The sequence below is a fragment of the Leifsonia sp. NPDC056824 genome (assembly GCF_042789575.1).
Lineage (GTDB): Bacteria > Actinomycetota > Actinomycetes > Actinomycetales > Microbacteriaceae > Leifsonia.
Map to the genome: position 1 here is coordinate 1,331,490 of NZ_JBHUAV010000001.1, position 17,904 is coordinate 1,349,393.

Annotated in this window: 17 protein-coding genes; 9 read left to right on the forward strand and 8 right to left on the reverse strand. The window is 71.6% G+C overall.

Annotated elements, in window-relative coordinates:
- Position 1: 1 nt before the first annotated feature.
- Positions 2 to 886 carry a hypothetical protein gene (locus ACFRFH_RS06720; protein ID WP_382462208.1) on the reverse strand — a complete coding sequence of 295 codons (885 nt, stop codon included), beginning with the start codon at positions 884 to 886 and terminating at the stop codon, positions 2 to 4.
- Between the two features lie 75 nt (positions 887 to 961).
- Between ACFRFH_RS06720 and panD the strand changes: the two genes are divergently transcribed.
- Together panD and ACFRFH_RS06730 are read left to right on the forward strand one after the other, a co-directional pair.
- Positions 962 to 1,399, forward strand: a complete 438-nt coding sequence (gene panD, locus ACFRFH_RS06725; RefSeq protein ID WP_382457636.1) for an aspartate 1-decarboxylase — start codon at positions 962 to 964, stop codon at positions 1,397 to 1,399.
- A complete protein-coding gene (locus tag ACFRFH_RS06730) occupies positions 1,396 to 1,926 on the forward strand; it encodes a hypothetical protein (protein WP_382462209.1) in 531 nt (176 codons plus the stop codon). The genes panD and ACFRFH_RS06730 overlap by 4 nt, the downstream gene beginning before the upstream one ends.
- A 10-nt stretch (positions 1,927 to 1,936) precedes the next feature.
- Here the strand turns inward: ACFRFH_RS06730 and ACFRFH_RS06735 are convergent, their stop codons facing one another.
- Positions 1,937 to 3,223, reverse strand: coding sequence for a saccharopine dehydrogenase C-terminal domain-containing protein (locus tag ACFRFH_RS06735; RefSeq protein WP_382462210.1), 1,287 nt, complete (start codon positions 3,221 to 3,223; stop codon positions 1,937 to 1,939).
- Positions 3,224 to 3,356: 133 nt separating this feature from the next.
- Here ACFRFH_RS06735 and ACFRFH_RS06740 point away from each other — a divergent pair, with 133 nt between their 5' ends.
- The gene (locus tag ACFRFH_RS06740) at positions 3,357 to 4,265 is read left to right on the forward strand and encodes a LysR family transcriptional regulator (protein ID WP_382462211.1); all 909 of its coding nucleotides are present in this window, start codon (positions 3,357 to 3,359) and stop codon (positions 4,263 to 4,265) included.
- Positions 4,266 to 4,280: 15 nt separating this feature from the next.
- On the opposite strand, the gene ACFRFH_RS06745 is transcribed toward ACFRFH_RS06740, so the two are convergent.
- The 3 genes from ACFRFH_RS06745 to ACFRFH_RS06755 form a co-directional block, all read right to left on the reverse strand.
- Positions 4,281 to 5,141 (reverse strand): aldo/keto reductase, encoded by an 861-nt coding sequence (locus tag ACFRFH_RS06745; protein ID WP_382462212.1) that lies wholly within the window; start codon positions 5,139 to 5,141, stop codon positions 4,281 to 4,283.
- A gap of 120 nt (positions 5,142 to 5,261) precedes the next feature.
- On the reverse strand, positions 5,262 to 6,233 hold the full coding sequence (locus ACFRFH_RS06750; protein WP_382462739.1) for an aldo/keto reductase: 972 nt from the start codon (positions 6,231 to 6,233) through the stop codon (positions 5,262 to 5,264).
- 95 nt (positions 6,234 to 6,328) lie between these two features.
- The gene (locus ACFRFH_RS06755; RefSeq protein WP_382462213.1) at positions 6,329 to 7,144 is read right to left on the reverse strand and encodes an alpha/beta hydrolase; all 816 of its coding nucleotides are present in this window, start codon (positions 7,142 to 7,144) and stop codon (positions 6,329 to 6,331) included.
- Between ACFRFH_RS06755 and ACFRFH_RS06760 the strand changes: the two genes are divergently transcribed.
- The 3 genes from ACFRFH_RS06760 to ACFRFH_RS06770 all read left to right on the forward strand — a co-directional run bounded on the left by ACFRFH_RS06760 (position 7,143) and on the right by ACFRFH_RS06770 (position 10,579).
- Positions 7,143 to 7,769 (forward strand): MBL fold metallo-hydrolase, encoded by a 627-nt coding sequence (locus ACFRFH_RS06760; RefSeq protein ID WP_382462214.1) that lies wholly within the window; start codon positions 7,143 to 7,145, stop codon positions 7,767 to 7,769. The genes ACFRFH_RS06755 and ACFRFH_RS06760 overlap by 2 nt on opposite strands.
- A gap of 78 nt (positions 7,770 to 7,847) precedes the next feature.
- On the forward strand, positions 7,848 to 10,013 hold the full coding sequence (gene helR / locus ACFRFH_RS06765; RefSeq protein WP_382462740.1) for an RNA polymerase recycling motor ATPase HelR: 2,166 nt from the start codon (positions 7,848 to 7,850) through the stop codon (positions 10,011 to 10,013).
- A 59-nt stretch (positions 10,014 to 10,072) separates the two neighbouring features.
- Positions 10,073 to 10,579 carry a hypothetical protein gene (locus ACFRFH_RS06770; protein WP_382462215.1) on the forward strand — a complete coding sequence of 169 codons (507 nt, stop codon included), beginning with the start codon at positions 10,073 to 10,075 and terminating at the stop codon, positions 10,577 to 10,579.
- Here ACFRFH_RS06770 and ACFRFH_RS06775 read toward each other — a convergent pair.
- Both ACFRFH_RS06775 and ACFRFH_RS06780 read right to left on the reverse strand, forming a co-directional pair.
- Positions 10,576 to 10,824, reverse strand: coding sequence for a glutaredoxin family protein (locus ACFRFH_RS06775; protein ID WP_382462216.1), 249 nt, complete (start codon positions 10,822 to 10,824; stop codon positions 10,576 to 10,578). The two genes, ACFRFH_RS06770 and ACFRFH_RS06775, sit on opposite strands and share 4 nt — an antisense overlap.
- A 9-nt stretch (positions 10,825 to 10,833) precedes the next feature.
- Positions 10,834 to 11,499: a nucleoside/nucleotide kinase family protein gene (locus ACFRFH_RS06780; RefSeq protein WP_382462217.1), complete on the reverse strand. Its 666-nt coding sequence runs from the start codon at positions 11,497 to 11,499 to the stop codon at positions 10,834 to 10,836.
- A gap of 103 nt (positions 11,500 to 11,602) precedes the next feature.
- On the opposite strand from ACFRFH_RS06780, the gene ACFRFH_RS06785 reads away from it, so the two are divergent.
- Positions 11,603 to 14,563, forward strand: coding sequence for a glycosyl hydrolase (locus ACFRFH_RS06785; RefSeq protein WP_382462218.1), 2,961 nt, complete (start codon positions 11,603 to 11,605; stop codon positions 14,561 to 14,563).
- A gap of 80 nt (positions 14,564 to 14,643) precedes the next feature.
- Positions 14,644 to 15,150 (forward strand): MarR family winged helix-turn-helix transcriptional regulator, encoded by a 507-nt coding sequence (locus ACFRFH_RS06790; protein WP_382462219.1) that lies wholly within the window; start codon positions 14,644 to 14,646, stop codon positions 15,148 to 15,150.
- Positions 15,151 to 15,189: 39 nt separating this feature from the next.
- Here the strand turns inward: ACFRFH_RS06790 and ACFRFH_RS06795 are convergent, their stop codons facing one another.
- On the reverse strand, positions 15,190 to 16,200 hold the full coding sequence (locus ACFRFH_RS06795) for a LacI family DNA-binding transcriptional regulator (RefSeq protein ID WP_382462220.1): 1,011 nt from the start codon (positions 16,198 to 16,200) through the stop codon (positions 15,190 to 15,192).
- A 315-nt stretch (positions 16,201 to 16,515) separates the two neighbouring features.
- Between ACFRFH_RS06795 and ACFRFH_RS06800 the strand changes: the two genes are divergently transcribed.
- Positions 16,516 to 17,835: an ABC transporter substrate-binding protein gene (locus tag ACFRFH_RS06800; RefSeq protein ID WP_382462221.1), complete on the forward strand. Its 1,320-nt coding sequence runs from the start codon at positions 16,516 to 16,518 to the stop codon at positions 17,833 to 17,835.
- The last annotated feature ends 69 nt before the right edge of the window (positions 17,836 to 17,904 follow it).

The following is a 17,904-nucleotide window of genomic DNA, read 5'->3' on the forward strand; positions in this document are numbered from 1 at the left end:
GCTAGTCCTCCTCCAGCCCCAGCTCGCGCCGCCAGTGCGCGAGGAACTCCGCCCCGGCGGTGTCGTGCACCGCGTCGCCGATCGTGATGACCTCGTATGGCCGGTCCAGCACGCCGTCGGCTGGCCGGACATCCACATGGGCGACCTCGCGGCCCGTGCTGTGGACGTAGTCCGCCATCTTGTAGTCGCTGCGCGAGTCGCCGATCGACCGCCAGCGGTGCGGCAGCGGGCCGCGCTCGGCGAAGTAGTCGAATGCGCGCTGGGCGCCGCGGTCCTTGTCGAGCAGCACGGACTCGATGTCGGTGGAGATGATCGTCGGGTCGATCCGGAACGGGACGTCGCCTGCCGCGTCCGGGGCGACGCGCTCGCCGTAGCGGAGGCCGAGGCCGAGCCCGGTCAGGAGGTCGAAGGCGGCATCCTCGAAACGGGCCTGTGCCTCCCGGTAGGTCTCCGAGTCCACGTCGGTGCGCTGCTCGACGGAGATCATCGCGCGCTTCGTCTCGTCGAAGAACATGGTGACGGCGAAACGTTCCCGGACCAGTGTCCGGATGCCGTCGACCGCCGCGTCGGGGAGGGCCACCGACGCGTCGACCGCGACCTCACCCATCCCCTCACCCGTGATCGGCGCCCACGCGCCGCCCTTCTCGAACACGCCGAACATCCGCGCGCCGTGCGACTCCAGCGCGTCGCCCAGGCCGGCGTCGCACAGCGGCGCGACCACCTGGTGGCGGATGAATTCGCCCGAGCGGCCGGTGATGAACGCGATCGGCACGCCCGCGGCCGTCATCGCGACCAGGTCGGTGACGATGCTGCGGATGGCGATGGTCCGGGTGACGGGGCTGGCGATCGGGCCGTCGACGTCGAAGAGGAGTCCGAGGTTGTGCACGCTCCATTCTCCCGTGCGGGACGACAGCACCCCGAACCGCGGGACAATGGATGCAGGCCACGAAAGGAACGTCCCGTGCTCCGCACCATGTTCAAGTCGAAGATCCACCGCGCCACCGTCACCCACGCCGACCTCCACTACGTCGGCTCGCTGACCGTCGACCTCGACCTGATGGAGGCCGCCGACCTGCTGCCCGGCGAGCAGGTCGCCGTCGTCGACGTGACCAACGGCTCCCGGTTCGAGACCTACCTGATCGCGGGTGAGCGCGGCAGCGGCGTCATCGGGGTGAACGGGGCGGCGGCGCACCTGGCGGAGGTCGGCGACACCGTCATCGTCATCTCCTACGCCCAGCTGGACAACGCGGAGGCGAAGAGCTTCGTGCCGACGGTCGTGCACGTCGACGGCGGCAACCGCATCCTCGCGGTCGGCGCCGACCCGGCCGAGGCGCTCAGCGAGGGCGTGAGCGTCCCGCCGTTCGCGGTGCCGTCCGCCGCCGGCACCGTCGTCGCGTGACCTACCGCGCGACCGAGCGCATCCACACCGTCGAGGCGCGGCGCATCGAGCTGGAGGCCGAGGTGCCGTTCGCGCAGCTGCGGCGCGCGTTCGAGGAGCAGGTGCCCGAGCTCGACCGGAGGCTGCAGAGCGGTCTCCTGGACCAGGGCGCGGACTGGTCGACGCTGACCCGCATGCTCGAGGGGCCGGGGATGCACGGCCTCGTCCGGTTCTGGACCGACGACCCGCGCCCGGTCATGCGGGTGGGCGGCGTCGACACGGCGAGCGTCGGCTATCTCGTCGGCGATTATGCGTCGGCCGCGCGGATGTACCGGCACGACGCGGGCGCGCTGCTCTACACGCCGCTGCGCGTCGAACTGCACGACGCGGGTGGAGGCCGCACCGTGCTCAGCGTGGAGCAGCCGAGCGCGCCGTTGCGCGGGTTCGGCAACAACAAGATCACGCAGGCCGGCTACGAGCTGGACCGGAAGCTGGGCGACCTCCTCGAAGACCTCGGGCTTCCGCGCCCGAGCGTGCTGCGCCTTTAGCTGGTGGAGCTCAGGGCTCCCGCAGCCCCCAGGCCTGGCCGTAGCCGCCCTCCGCCACCGGCCGTTCCATCAGCTCCAGGAACGGCCGGGCCGGGAACGCCTCCGGCCCGAGCACGCCGGCGCCGCTCCAGGTCCCGTTGGCGAGCAGCTCCAGCGCGATCACCGGGTTGAGCGCCGTCTGCCACACCACGCACTGCGCGTCATACTCGCGCATCGTCCACTCGTTGTCGGCGACGTGGTACAGGTACACGCTGCGCGGGAGGCCGTCCTTCCCCGTGCCGGACACCCACACGCCGGCGCAGGTCTTGCCGGTCATCCGCGGGCCGATGCCGGCCGGGTCGGGGAGGGCCGCGGCGACCACGTCGCGCGGGGCGACCTCCACCGGGCCCGACGCGCTGCGGACCCGCAGGGGCGACGTGGAGTCCAGCCCGAGCAGGTGCAGCGTCTTGAGGACGCCGATGAACTCCGCGCCGAGCCCGTACTTGAAGGTCACCCGCTCGGCGTCCAGCCAGCGCGGCATCAGCAGCACCTCCTCGTGCTCGACGTTCACGCACTCCACCGGGCCGATGCCCTCGGGGAAGTCGAAGACCTCCGGCTCGCTGAACGGCGGGGTGGTGAACCAGCCGTCGCCGTCCTCCGCGAGCCGGCGCTTCTCGAAGATCACCGGAGGGTTGAGGCACTCCTCGATGGTCGTCCAGATGCTGAAGGAGGGCGCGAAGATCTCGTTGCCGTCGTCGTCGCGGACCACGAGGTTCGCGCCGTCGCGCGTGCCCAGCTCGTCGATGTGCGAGAACAGCTCGTCGGAGGCGTACCGGGCGAACACATCGGACAGGCCGGGCTCGACGCCCATGCCGACCAGCGCCAGGCGGCCGGCGGCCTCCCAGCGCTGGTTCTCGGCGAACTGGGCGTCGCCGAGCTTCACGCCGGTGCGGCGGTACGGCTCGGTCTCGTGCGGGTGGGAGAGGCTCATCGCCATGTCGAGGTAGTCGGCGCCCGCCGAGAGCGCCCCCGCGAAGATCGACTCCACGAAGGAGGGCTCGACGGCGTTCATGACGTGGGTGGCGCGGTGCTCGCGGGCGACGGCCGCGACCGAGCTCGGGTCGGACGCGTCGATGCGGGTCGCGGTGAAGCGGCGGCCGACCTGCTCGCCGTGCCGCTCGCGGACCCACGCGACCGTGGCCTCCGCCCGGGACAGGTCGTAGTCGCTGACGACGATGGATTCGAAGAACGACCGGCGGGCGGCGATCTTCGCGATGGCGTTTCCGACGCCACCGGCGCCGATCAGCAGGATGCGCATGGTGCTCATTGTGCCCGCGCAGCACCGATTCGGCACGAATCGCGAATATGAAGCGCGCAGAGTCGACATTCGGCACGAATCGGTCACCTGCCGGGGCGATGGAGGGCGCGTGATTGACACGTATTATTGCTGAATGGAACTTCGCCAGCTCGAGCACTTCGTCACCGTCGCCGAAGAGCGGCACTTCACCCGCGCGGCGGAGCTGTTGCAGATCTCCCAGTCCGGGCTGTCGGCCTCCATCCGCTCGCTGGAGCAGGAGTTGGGCACGTCGCTCTTCATCCGGAGCACCCGCCGCGTCGAGTTGACGACGGCCGGCCAGGCGCTGCTCGCGGACTCGGTGCGCACGCTGGCCAGCGCCGCCGCTGCCCGCAACGCCGTGGCCGCCGTCCGTGGCCTGCTGCGCGGCCGCCTGACGATCGGCGCCGAGCCGTGCCTCGGGTCGGTCGACCTCCCGGCCGAGCTCGCGGCCTTCCGCACGGCGAACCCCGGCGTGGAGGTCCGGCTGCGGTACTCCGGGTCTGAGGAGCTGGTGGAGGCCGTCGCCGGAGGCCGCGCGGACGTCGCCGTGGTCGTCGACACCGGCCACGCCCCGAGCGGTGTGCGGCTGCGTCCGCTGAGCACCCAGTCGCTGCTCGTGCTCTGCCACCCGGAGCACCCGTTCGCGGCGCAGGACAGCATCCCGATCGAGGCTCTGCGCGGCGAGCCGCTGGTCGGCTTCCAGGAGGGCTGGGCCGCGCAGACACTGGCCCGGCGCGCGTTCGCGGCGGCCGGCTTCGACTACCGCGCGGCGATGGAGGTCAACGACGTCCATCCCCTACTCGACCTCGTCGGCTACAACCTCGGCATCGCGGTGGTCCCGGAGAGCTTCGGGCGCAAGCGACCGGAGCAGCTGCGGGCGGTCGCGCTCAGCGGCGACGTGCCGGAGTGGACCGTGGCGGTGGCGGTGTCGGATGAGCCGAGCCCGGCGGCGGCGGCGTTCCTGCGGCAGTTGGCGCGGGTAGAGGCGCCGACTCCCGTCGACGCCTCCGTGACCGCTGCCTGACGGTCGTTGGGGAGGCTACGCCGCGTTCAGTGTCGCCAGCTCCTCGGACGTGAGCTCCACGTCCACCGCCGTGAGCGAGTCCAGGATGGTCTCCGGTCGCGACGATCCCGGGATCGGGATGACCTGCGGGCTCTGGGCGAGGTGCCACGCCAGCGCCACGACCTGCGGGCTCACGCCGCGGGCGGACGCGACGTCGGCGAACGGCGCGAACCGGTCGCCGAGGCCGCCCGCGTTCGAGATGCCGCCCAGCGGGCTCCACGGCAGGAACGCGATTCCGCGCTCGTCCGCCAAGTTCAGCTCGGGCTCGCTCGAGCGGAAGGCCGGTGAGAACTGGTTCTGGACCGATGCCAGCCGGCCGCCCAGGATGTCCTGCGCCTGGCGGATCTGGTCGGGGTCGGCGTTCGAGATCCCGGCGTAGCGGATCAGCCCCTCGTCGAGGAGGTCGCGGACGGCGCCGACCGACTCCGCGTACGGGACGCTCGGGTCGGGCCGGTGGAACTGGTACAGGCCGAGCGCGTCGCCGCCGAGCCGGCGCAGCGACTCCAGCGCGGCCTCCCGGATGTGCTCCGGGCGGCCGTCGACGGTCCAGCTCCCGTCGCCCGGGCGCAGGTGGCCGCCCTTCGTCGCCACCAGGACAGCGGAGGCGTCGCCGCTCCAGGTGCGCAGTGCCTCGGCGATGAGCTCCTCGTTGTGTCCGACCTCGTCGGCGTGGAGGTGGTAGGCGTCGGCCGTGTCGATCAGGGTGACGCCGGCGTCCAGCGCCGCGTGGATGGTCGCGATCGAGCGGGCCCGGTCGGGGCGCCCTTCGATGGACATGGGCATTCCGCCGAGGCCGATCGCGGACACCTGCAGGTCGGCCAGTGCGCGGTACTTCATGTGTTCTCCTTGCGTGTGCGGGATGGAGTGACGCGCGAGGGGCACGTCGTTGTCACTTTTCGGGGGCGAAAGTGACAACGACGTGCCCCTCGGCGGGTGGTGACAGGGGGAGGGGAGGGGTTACCAGGCGTAGTGCTCGGGGGCCGTCTTGTGGCCGGGGAAGATCTCGTCGAGGCGCGCGAGCGCCGCGTCGTCCAGGTCGACGTCGAGGGCGCGGATGCCGGCGTCGAGCTGGTCGCGCGTCCGCGGGCCGATGATCGGGCCGGTCACGCCGGGGCGGGTGAGCAGCCACGCGAGGGCGACGTCGCCCGGCTCGTGGCCGAGCTCGGCGGCGAACGACTCGTACGCCTCGATCGCGTCCCGGTGGGTGGCGAGCGTCTCGGCCGCGCGGCCCTCCAGGCGGCGCCGGCCCTCGTTCTGCTTGCGCAGCACGCCGCCGAGCAGGCCGCCGTGCAGCGGCGACCACGCGATCACGCCGACGCCGTTCGCTTGGGCGGCGGGCAGAACCTCCAGCTCCACCTGGCGGGTGAGGAGGTTGTAGATGGACTGCTCGCTGACCAGGCCGAGGAGGTCGCGCCTGCGGGCCTCCGCCTGCGCCGTCGCGATGTGCCAGCCGGCGAAGTTGCTCGAACCGGCATAGAGGATCTTGCCCTGGGTGACGGCGACGTCGATCGCCTGCCAGATCTCGTCCCAGGGCGTGTCCCGGTCGACGTGGTGGAACTGGTAGATGTCGATGTAGTCGGTCTGCAGCCGCTTGAGGCTGGCGTCGAGGGCGCGGCGGATGTTCAGCGCGGACAGCTTGCCCTCGTTGGGCCAGTCGCCCATCGCGCCGTAGAGCTTGGTGGCGAGGACGGTCCGCTCGCGGCGGCCGTCGCCCTGCGCGAACCAGTCGCCGATGATCGTCTCGGTCGCCCCGTGGCCCTTGCTGCGGCCGTAGACGTTCGCGGTGTCGAAGTAGTTGACGCCCGCCGCGTGGGCGGCATCCATGATCCCGTACGAGTCCTCCGCTGTGGTCTCCGGGCCGAAGTTCATCGTGCCGAGCACGAGGCGCGACACCTTCAGTCCCGAGCGGCCGAGCTGCGTGTACTGCATGTCTGTCATGGCGCCAGCCTCCGCCGGAAGCCGCGAGAAGTCCAACAGGGGGTGTGGATGGGATTGTGCGGTCGGGCTTATGGATCGCCGGGCGCTCAGAAGTCGTGGAAGCGTCCGGCCTCGGCGATCACGTCCTCCGCGACGGCGAGGTCGGGCCCGCCCATGAAGCCGTGCGCGGCGCCGGGGACGATCCGCAGCCGGGCCGGGACGCCTGCGTCGGCGCGCGCCGTGATGAGGCGGTCCGCGTCGGCGAGGAGGGAGTCGTCCGCGCCGACCGCGAGGTAGACGGGCGGGAGGCCGCGGGCGCCGGCCGCGAAGTCGGGGGCGTCGGCGAGGGTCCCGCCGCCGGCCCAGCGGGCGAACGACCACTCCGAGAGCGCGCGGCCGGGGCCTCCCGGCGCCGTGTCGTCGTACGAGGCGAGGGTGAGGTCGACGTTCGGGTTGGTGAGGACGAGCGCGTCCGCCCGGGCGTCGCGCGCCGCGGCGAGGGCGACCGTGCCCCCGGCGGAGTCGCCCCAGAGGACGACGCGGGAGAGGCCGTCCGCGCGGAGGAGCTCTGCCGCCGCGACGGCGTCGGCCGCCGACTCTGCCAGCGTCGCCTCGGGGGCGAGGCGGTAGGCGACCGAGAGCACGACGACGTGCAGGGCGCCCGCGATACGGCGGCAGTACCCGTCCTGCAATTCCAGGTCGCCGAAGAGACCGAAGCCGCCGTGGAGGAAGACGACGGCCGCGCCGCCCGGTGCGGGTCGCGCCGGTAGGTAGCGGCGCGTCGCCACCGCGGCTGCTCCGGCCACGCCCTCCGACACCGTGCCGTCGAACGGCCACCGCGGACGGGCGAGCGCGCGCTCACGGGCGTCGCGTCTCAAGGCGGCGATGTCGGGAGGCTGCACGCGGACTAGCATCCCACTCATGCGCGAAGTGATCCCCGGAGTCCATCGGCTGCAGTCCGCCCGCGCCGGCAACGCCTACCTGATCGAGGAGGGCGACCGCGCGGTGCTCGTCGACACCGGGCTCCGGTCGAGCGCGGAGGCCGTGGTCGCCGAACTGGCGGCGGCGCGCATCCCGCGGGTGACCGACGTCGTGCTGACGCACTACGACCCCGACCATGTCGGCGGCGCGGCGGCTGTGCAGCACGCGACGGGCGCGCGGGTGTGGCTGGGCGCCGCGGACGCGCGGATCCTGCGCGGCGAGGAGCCGCCGCCCACGCGCATGCGCCGCGCGATGTACCGCTCCGGATGGCTGGGCCGCGCCGAGTTGCCGGACCTGACCGAGCTCCCCGACACCGCCGAGACGGAGGTCGCACCCGGTGTCGTCGCGGTCCCGGCGCCGGGCCACACGCCCGGCCACCACCTGGTGCGCTGGCGCGGGGTCGCGTTCGTGGGCGACGCGGGCCGCGTCTCCGGCGGGCGGCTCGTGCACCTCCCGGGCCTGCTCATCAGCGACCGTGCGGCGGCCGATGCGACGCTCGCCGCGATCGCGGCCTCCGCTCCGCGTCTCGTCTGCCCCGGCCACGGCGCCCCCGCGCGACTGGTGTGACGCTTTCCCCCTGCATTTCCAGGATACGGGAGGGCAGGGGGCTTGCGGCAACGCCCCGGTGAGGGCGGAGAATCGTCGATCGTGACTGCCTCCTCGCCTGCCTTCGCCCTGCCCGAAACCCTCCGCGCCAAGTCCGTCCCCGCCCTCATCGCCGCCGACGAACGGCACTTCGCCACCATCGACCACACCCTCCGGAAGACCGTCGCCGAGCTGTCCGATCAGCTCGCCGCCGAGCTGCGCGCGCCGGGCGGGCACGGCCAGAAGGCACTCGACCGGGACACCGAGGTCCGGCGACTGAGTGCCCGGCTGCGCGCGCTCGGCCGGTTCGGGATCGACGTCTGCCTCGGGCGGATGGTCACCGACGCCGCGGACACCGTCTACATCGGCCGGTTCGGGCTCACCGGCGACGACGGCGAGAAGCTGCTCGTGGACTGGCGCTCGCCCGCGGCCGAGCCGTTCTTCGGGGCCACGCTCGGGGACCCGATGGGGCTGGTCAGCAGGCGGCGATACCGCTGGGCGAAGGGCCGGGTGGCCGACTACTGGGACGAGGTCTTCGCCGCAGACGCCCTCGACGACGCCACCGAGCGGGCCGCGCTGGACGATCAGTCCGCCTTCATCGCCAGCCTCGGCGCGAGCCGGTCGCCGCGGATGCGGGACGTGCTCGCGACCATCCAGGCCGACCAGGACGCCATCATCCGGGACGGCTCCCGCGGCGCGCTCGTGGTGGACGGCGGGCCGGGCACCGGGAAGACGGTCGTCGCGCTGCACCGCGCGGCCTACCTGCTCTACTCCGACCCGCGGCTGTCGCAGGGGCACGGCGGCGTCCTGTTCGTCGGGCCCAGCCCGGCCTACCTCGCCTACGTCTCCGATGTGCTCCCGAGCCTCGGCGAGGAGGGGGTGCAGCTCTGCACGCTCCGCGACCTGCTGCCCGAGGGTGCGTCCGCCGAGCCGGAGACCGACGAGGAGGTCGCGCGGCTCAAGGCGTCCGCCGCGATGGTGACGGCGGTCGAGCGGTCCGTCCGGTATCACGAGGTCCCGCCGTCGCGCGGGATGGTCGTGGAGACCGAGTGGGCCGACCTCCCGCTGACCCCCGACGACTGGGCGGACGCGTTCGACGCGGCCGGGGCCAGCGCGCCGCACAATGAGGCGCGCGACGAGGTGTGGGAGGAGCTGCTGACAATCCTGGTCGCGAAGGCCGGTGACGCGATCCCGGAGGCCGCCCTCCGCCGCCAGCTCACGCGGAACGACGGACTCCGCGCGGCCTTCACCCGCGCGTGGCCGCTCCTCGACCCCGCGGGCGTGCTCGGTGACCTGTTCTCGGTGCCCGCCTACCTCCGCGCGTGCGCGCCGTGGCTGAGCGACGAGGAGGTGCGAGCGCTGCAGCGGGAGGAGCCCCGGGCGTGGACGCTGTCCGACCTCCCGCTGCTCGACGCCGCGCGGCAGCGGATCGGCGACCCGGCCGCGACCCGGGTGGCGCGCGAGCGGGAGGCCGTGCTCGCCTTCGAGCGGGCGGGCCGCAATCGCGTGGTGGACGACCTGATCGCCGCCGACGACGGCGAGGGGCTCGTCACGATGCTGAAGGTGGAGGACGCGCAGCGCTCCCTGATCGACGAGGCCGCCCTCCCGAGCCTCGACCCCGACCTGCTGGCCGGGCCGTTCGCCCACATCGTCGTGGACGAGGCCCAAGAGCTCACCGACGCCGAGTGGCCGATGTTGCTGCAGCGCTGCCCGTCGCGCAGTTTCACGATCGTGGGCGACCGGGCGCAGGCGCGGCACGGGTTCACGGACTCGTGGGCCGGGCGGCTCGCGGCGGCGGGCATCCCGGACGTGCGCGTCTCTACGCTGACCGTCAACTACCGGACGCCGGAGGAGATCATGGCCGAGGCGGCGCCGGTGATCCGGGCGGCCATCCCGGATGCGAACGTGCCGACCTCGGTCCGCAGCAGCGGGATGCCGGTGGTGCGCGGGCGGCGGGACGAGCTGGACGGGATCGTGGCGCGGTGGCTGGACGCGAACCCGGCGGGGATCGGGTGCGTGATCGCGGCGGAGGGCCCGCAGGGGTGGTCGTCGCCCTCCGGCCGCCTTCGGGTCCTCACGCCCGCCCAGTCGAAGGGGCTCGAGTTCGACCTGGTGGTGCTGCTCGACCCGGACGGGTTCGGGGACGGGATCGAGGGGGCGGTCGATCGGTACGTGGCGATGACGCGGTCGACGCGGGAGTTGGTGGTGCTGCACCTGAACGGGTGATGACAGGGCGGACGCGCCGAGCGCTAGGCTCGCGACCGACGCTTCGAGCGAGGAGACCGATGAGCGCGAGCGAGGCAGGGGAGGCTGCGCCGGTTGTGCCCGAGGCGCCGGCGGCGAAGTGGCCCGTGCAGGTCAGGATCGCGTTCTGGGTCTTCATCGCGGTGATCGCTTTCCGGGTGGCCCTCATCCCGTTCACGATCGTGCACCAATGGGCGTTGGCCGACGCCCTCCTCCACTCCGAAACGGCGAAATACGGAGAGCGGGCGGCGAGCGACGCGCAGGGGATGATGCATGGGACGTCAATCGTCGCTGACCTGATGGTCGTCGCGTTGTACGGCCTCTGCGTGCTCGCGGCCTTCGCGCTCAGGCGGGGCTCCGGGTGGGCTCGGATCATACTGACCGTGCTCGGCGCACTCTCGATCCTGACGGCGATCCTCGCGCTGGGCACTCCGAAGGGTGTGGCTGAGGGGCTCGCCGGGGCGGCAGGAATCGTCCTGCTCTGGTTGAAGCCGTCCAACGCCTGGTTCCGCGCGGGCAAAGCCGCGCGCCTCGCCGCGGCTCGCTAGACCGCCAGCGCCGCCTGCAGCTCCGCGTCGCTCGGCTCCACGAGGTGCCGTCCGTCCGGGAACACGATCACCGGGATGTTGGTGCGGCCGCTGATCGCGTGGGCGCGGTCGGCCTCCTCCGGGCGGGCGACGAGGTCGATGTACTCGTAGTCGGCGCCGAGGCGGTCGAGGAGGGACTTGGAGCGGATGCAGTCGCGGCACCAGTCCGCGCCGAACATCGTGACGGTGTCGAAAGTGTCGGTCATGCCTCCAGGCTAAGCGGCGCCGACTGGGAGTCCGCCGTCCACGATGAGTGTCGCGCTCGCTGCGGTCGGCTCGATGAGGCGGGCATTCGCGCCGTCCACGTCGCGCGCCCAGGCGAGGGCGGCCTCCGGAGTGCGGCCGTGGCGGGTGTGCCGGTCGACGAGCCGGCGCAGCCGCTCCTCCTCGGGTGTCGCGACGAACCAGGACTCGGCCAGCAGCGGTGGGATGCGCGACCACGGGTCGGTCGGCGCGAGCAGGTAGTTGCCCTCGACGACGATCAGCCGCGTGCCGGGCTGGACGGCCACACTCCCGGCGATGGGCTCGCCGACCGCGCGGTCGAAGGCCGGCGCGTAGACCGGGTGGTCGCGCTCGGCCAGGACACGCTCGAGCAGCGCCACGAAGCCCCAGCTGTCGAAGGTGTCGATCGCGCCCTTGCGCTCGTGGCGGCCGAGCGTCTCCAGGGTGGCGTCGGCGAGGTGGAAGCCGTCCATCGGGAGGTACGCGGCGACCGGCTCGCCGGCCTGCTCGTTCGCCGCGTCGACCACCGCGCGGGCCAGCGTCGTCTTGCCGGAACCCGGGCTGCCGGCGATCCCCACGAGCGCTCGGCCGTCGGCGGCCAGGCTGAGGCCGCGCCGAGCAAGCGCGTGCGGATCGGCGGATGAGGGCGAAGGCTGCATACCGACATTGTCGCGGGATGGTGGGTTCAGCCGATCGTTAGTGTCTTGAGGAAAACAAGTGTTATGCTCCCGACACCACCCCGTCGTTCGAAGGAGATCGCCGATGCCCGCAGAAAACCAGCCCGGCCCGCTCGACGCCCACCGGGCCGCCCTCCAGGACCCGCCGATCGAGTACCGCCCGGAGCTGCGCTGGTGGCTGGCCGAAGGCCTCCACACCGACCGCACCCTCCGCTTCGAGATCGACGCCGCGCACAGGCTCGGCTTCGGCGGCATGGAGTTCCTGGCGATGGACGAGCAGGCGATCGACCACGCCCGGTACGGCTGGGGTTCGGAGGAGTGGGTGCACGACTCGCAGCTCGTGGTCGAGGAGACCACGGCGCGCGGGATGTCCGTGAGCTTCACCTCCGGCACCAACTGGTCGAACGCGAACCTGCCGACGATCGACCCCGACCACCCGGCCGCGGCGCGCGAGCTGAACTACGTGGTCGAGGAGGTCCGCGCGGGCGCAGGACGCAGTGGGGCGCTCCGCCGCATCGACCTGGACGCGCAGCGGGAGGAGAGCCTCCTGCCCGGGCACCGCAGCGCGCCGACGACGCAGGAGTTCTTCGCGGTGGTGGCCGCGCCCGTGGTCGAGGACGGCGACGTGCCCGTCCTCGACGCGGACGGAGTCCTCGACCTCACCGCCCTCGTCGCCGACGGCGCCCTCGACTGGGAGCCCGCCGACGACCGCGAGTGGAGGCTGTTCACGTTCTGGTCGCACGGCACCGGCCAAACCGCCTCCCCGTCCGCGAGCGTCAACTACACGGTCAACTACCTGGAGCGCGCCGGCGTGGACGCGGTGATCGACTACTGGGGCTCGACCGTTCTGACGCCCGAGCTGCGCGCCCTCATCGCCCGCAACCCGCGCGCGCAGATGTACATGGACTCCCTGGAGCTGAACACCTGGGGCGACGGCGGGCTGTTCTGGGGCGCGTCGGTCGCGCGGGAGTTCCGCGAGCGACGTGGCTACGACATCACGCCGTGGCTGCCGTTCCTCACCCGCAGGGTGCAGCTGATGGCGTCCGCCACGACCTACCGCTCCCAGCCGACGGAGGCTCAGCGCGGCACGGTGGAGAAGGTGCGGCACGACTACGTGGAGACGCTCACCGATCTGTACATCGAGAACATGCTGCGGCCGTTCGCCGCGTTCCTGCACGAGAACGGCATCCTGCTGCGCTCGGAGATCAGCTACGGCCTCCCGTTCGAGCTGACCCGTCCCGGCCCGGAGGTCGACGGGATCGAGACCGAGTCGCTGGAGTTCGGATCCCAGATCGACGCGTACCGGCTGCTCGCCGGCCCGGCGCACCTGTTCGGCAAGCAGTACTCGTCCGAGACGGGCGCGACGACGCGCAACCACATGCTCGACCACCGCTTCTACGACCAGATCATCGCGACCCAGCTCGCGGCCGGCATCACGAAGACCGTGCTGCACGGCTGGGCGAGCACCGCGGGCGCGGAGGGCGCGACCGAGTGGCCGGGGCACGAGGGCATGTGGCCGGGATTCTCGGAGCGGTTCGACCTCCGCCAGCCGGCCAGCGAGTTCTACCCGCAGTGGAACAGGGCGGTCGGCCGGTTCCAGTACCTGCTGCGCCAGGGCCGGCCGCGCATCGACGTCGGCATCCTGCGCACCGACCACTTCGTGGACAACATGTCCGGGCTGTTCTTCCTCGACCAGGACGGCGCCCGCATCCCCGACGAGGTCGCCTACGGCCGGATGTGGATGCGGAACCGCGAGAACCACTGGTGGCAGGACCTCGGCATGCAGGACGCCGGCTGGAGCTACGAGTTCCTCGACGGCTCGCTGCTGCTGCGCGACGAGGTGGTCTTCGGCGAGGGGCTCGTGCAGCCGGACGGCCCCGGCTACCAGGCGCTGATCGTGTACCAGGAGGCGCTGAGCGCGGACGTCGCGCAGCACCTCCTCGGCTGGGCGCGGCAGGGGCTCCGGGTGCTGATCGTGAACGGCGCCCGGGAGCTGAAGCTGCTGATGACCGGCGAATACATCGTCAACGAGCGCGCGGCCTCCCGGACGCCGGGGCTCGACCACCGCGACGACGAGCTCGCCGCGATCCTGGCCGAGCTGCGCAGCCTCCCGACCGTGGCGGAGGTGGACGACCCTGCGGGCACCGTGGCGGCGCTGCGCGACCTCGGCGTGGCGGGCCGCGCCGAGTTCACCGCCGAGAACCGCGACGTGCTCGGCTACCTGCGCGAGGACGGCGACTTGCTGCATGTGTACCTCTACCACTTCCTCTACGAGACCGGCGGGGACACCGTGGTGCAGGTCGCGCTGCCCGGGCTCGGGACGCCGTACCGGGTCGATCCGTGGAGCGGCGCGGTCGCCGAGCACAGCGGGGTGCGCACGGACGGCGTCCGCACGTTCGTGACCGTCGCCCTGGCTCCGGGGGAGACCGCGCTGCTCACGGTCGACCGCTCGCAGCGCCCGGCTCCGTCGCAGCCCGTCGAGCCCGAGGTCATGACGGAGCTCGACGGCTGGACGATCGCGGTCGAGAGCTGGGACGCCGGCGAGGACGAGCTGATCGTGGAGGACCGCGGCCTCGGCTACGAGAGCCGGGAGGTGCGGCCGACGACGGCGGTCAGCGTGCTGACCGCGGCGGGCTCCGAACTCCTGCCCTGGAGCGAGCTGCCGGGCGTCGGCCCCGAGGTGTCCGGGGTGGCGGAGTACCGCACGTCGTTCACGCTCGACGCGGCCGCGGCACCCGGTCAGCGGCTGCTGCTCGACCTCGGCTCGACGGCGGGAGGCCTCGGCTCGGTGGTCGTGAACGGCGGCGAGGCCGTGGGCTTCGACACGTCGCGCCCGGTGGTCGACATCACCGACGCGGCCCGGGAGGGCGTGAACACGGTCGTGGTCCGGGTGGCGAGCTCGCTGAACAACCGGCTCATCGCGCGCGGGTACTACGACGGCATCCCGGACATGGGGCTGTTCCTGCTGGGGCGGCAGGAGCCGCACGTCACCGTCGTGCGCCCGCACGGTCTGCTCGGGCCGGTGCGCGTCGTGCGGGAGGGGTGAGCCCGGCTGGGATACTGGCCAGACGCGACGAGAAGCACGGCGCGACGAGAAGCACGACGCGACGAGAAGGAGGTGGCAGCGTGTCGGACGACCCCGACCTCTCGCCGGTCATCGAGCAGGACCCGCTCGACCTGCGCCTGTCGATCGCGTCGATCGTGCACTGGGCCGACAGCCGGGACGTGCGCGTGCGCGTCATGGAGCAGATCGGCTTCCCGGTGGACGACATCCCGATGTTCGTCGTCGTCAACCAGCTCGCCTACCGCGGGGCGCTGCGGCCGACCGACCTGGCGGCGACGCTCGGAACGGGCAAGGCGAACATCTCCAAGATCGTCCGCCGCCTGGAGGAGATCGAGCTGGTGGAGCGGGTGCCGTCGCCGCGGGACGAGCGGAGCGTGCTCGTCGCGCTGACCGCCGCCGGCCGCGAGCTGGGCGAACGCATCATGGCGGTCGCCCAAGCCCAGGTGGACGAGGTCACCCTCGGCTGGGACCCGCAGGAGGTCGAAACCCTCCGCCGCTACGTGGCCCGCTTCGCCCGCCACGCCTTCGCAGGCCTCGCCATGACGCCGAAAGGTGAGTCGTTGCGGTAACCGCCCTGGGGATTTCCGCAACGAGTCACGTCTCGGGGGCTAGCGCGGGGCGGTGCTGGCGCGGATGACGAGTTCGGGCTGGTAGAGGACGCGGCGCGCCTCGAGGTCGGGGTCGGCGGCCTCCTCGAGCAGGATCTGCACGGCGGTCTCGCCGATCAGGTGGCTCGGCTGGCGGATGGAGGTGAGCGGCACGACCGAGGCGCCGGCGAACTGGATGTCGTCGTAGCCGATCAGGGCGATGTCGTCAGGGACCGCGAGGGTGCCGTCGATGACCAGCGTCTGCAGCAGGCCGATCGCCAGGAGGTCGTTGGCGGCGAAGACCGCGTCGGGTCGGTCGGCGGGAGCGCGGTCGGCGATGGCCTGGCCGGCGCGGCGGCCCTCCAGGACGTTGAGCGCCTCCACGTCCACGACCTCCAGGGTCACCCCGGGATGCCGCTCGACGACCGAGCGGGCCCCGGCGAGGCGGTCGGCGACCTGCTGGATGGCGAGCGGGCCGCCGACGAAGGCGATGCGCGTGCGGCCGGTCTCGATCAGGTGCGTCGCGGCCATCGCGCCGCCGGCGACGTCGTCCACCGAGACCGAGCTGAAGGTGCTGTCGCTGCTGACCCGGTCGACCAGCACGGCCGGGATGCCGCGGTCGCGCATCCGCCGCAGCCGCGCAGCCGCGTCGCCGACCGGGGCGAGCAGCACGCCGCGCACCCGGAGCTCCTCGAACAGGTTGAGGTAGCCCGACTCGCGGTCCTGGCGCTCGGTGCTGTTGCCGACGATCACCGAGTAGCCGGCGTCGGCCGCCGCGTTCTCGGCGGCCGTGGCCACGTCGGTGAAGAACGGGTTGGCGCCGCTGAGGCTGATCAGCCCGATCGCCTGGCTGTGCCCGAGGCGGAGCTGGCGCGCGGCCTCGTTGCGCACATACGAGAGCTTCTCCATCGCGAGGTGGACCCGTTCGACGGTCTCGGCGGACACGATCTCGGGCCGGTTGAGCACATTGGACACGGTCCCCACGGACACCTGAGCCAGTGCTGCGACGTCTTTGACGCTTGCGGAAGCCATAGTGATTCCCCTCTCGCCGGTCATCGTAACCGATGCCCGGGTTGAATCGAAACAATTTTCAAGTCGACACAGGATGTGAATGATCTCAGGCGTAAACCACGCCAGTTAAATTCCAGGTCAAAGCCACATTATCAAACCCGAACGCGAGGCCGGCCGACTTGAACGCACGATTCAGTGCCGAATTTCAGCGTCGTTACTGAATCGACACAATTGGTTCTTGACGTAATCCTCCACAAGACTTATCTTCATGTGAAGCGTTTCAAAACACCCCGAACACCCAGGGGCGGAAGCGTCCCGAATACAAGGAGGTATTTGATGTTCTCTCGCAGGACGACGACCAGGGTCGTCGCCACGCTCGGCGGAATCGCCATCGCGGCGCTCGCGCTCGCCGGCTGCAGCTCGTCGGGCGGAAACTCGAACGGTCCGGTGACCATCTCACTGCTCGCCGCGGGCAACGACCCGGCCAGCACCAAGTTCGCGAACGACCTCTCGACCGCGTTCCACAAGGCCAACCCGAAGATCACGGTCAAGGTCGAGACCCGGCCGACGGGCACGGACGGTGACAACCTCATCAAGACGCGCCTCTCCACCGGGGACATGAACGACGTGTTCCTGTACAACTCGGGCTCGCTGTTCCAGGCGTTGCACCCCGACACCCAGCTCCAGCCGCTCACGGACGAGGCCTGGGTGAAGGACATCACCCCCGACTTCAAGAAGACGGTCAGCACCTCGAAGGGCACCTACGGCGCCCCGACCGGCACGACCTTCGACGGCGGCATCATGTACAACAAGAAGGTCTACGAGAAGCTCGGCCTGTCCGTGCCGAAGACCTGGAGCGAGTTCATCTCCAACAGCGAGAAGATCAAGGCCGCGGGCATCGTCCCGGTGATCCAGTCCTACGGCGACACCTGGACCAGCCAGCTGTTCGTGCTGGCGGACTTCGCCAACGTCAACGCGAGCGACCCGAAGTGGGCCGACGACTACACGGCGAACAAGTCCAACGCCAAGTACTCGAAGGAGCCGGCGCTGGCGGGCTTCACGCACACGCAGGAGATCTTCGACAAGGGTCTGATGAACAAGGACTACGCGTCCCTGACCAACGTCAACGCCCTCAAGATGCTGGCGACCGGCGAGGGCGCGCAGTACCCGATGATCACCACCGTGATCAGCAACGTGCTGCAGTCCAACCCGGGCAACATCAACGACATCGGCTACTTCGCGGTCCCGACCGACTCCGGTCAGCCGCACGCCACCGTCTGGGAGCCGGGCGGCGCGTACGTCCCGAAGACCACCACCGGCGACAAGCTGACGGCCGCGAAGAAGCTGGTCGCGTTCATCAACTCGCCCACCGGCTGCGACATCCAGAACAGCGCAGGCACCCCGGCCGGCCCGTTCGCGATCAGCAGCTGCACGGTCCCGGACAGCGCCCCCGCGCTGGTCAAGGATGAGCTGAAGTACCAGGACGACAAGAAGACGGGCCTCGCGCTCGAGTTCCTGTCCCCGATCAAGGGCCCGAACCTGGAGAAGATCCTGATCCAGGTCGGCTCGGGCATCTCCAACGCCCAGCAGGGCGCGGCCCTCTACGACCAGGATGTGAAGGCTCAGGCCCAGCAGCTCGGTATCAAGGGCTGGTGAGCCCGTCCGGGCCGGCGCTGCGGCGCCGGCCCGGGCACCACACACCCCCAGAAGACTCGACGAGGAGCA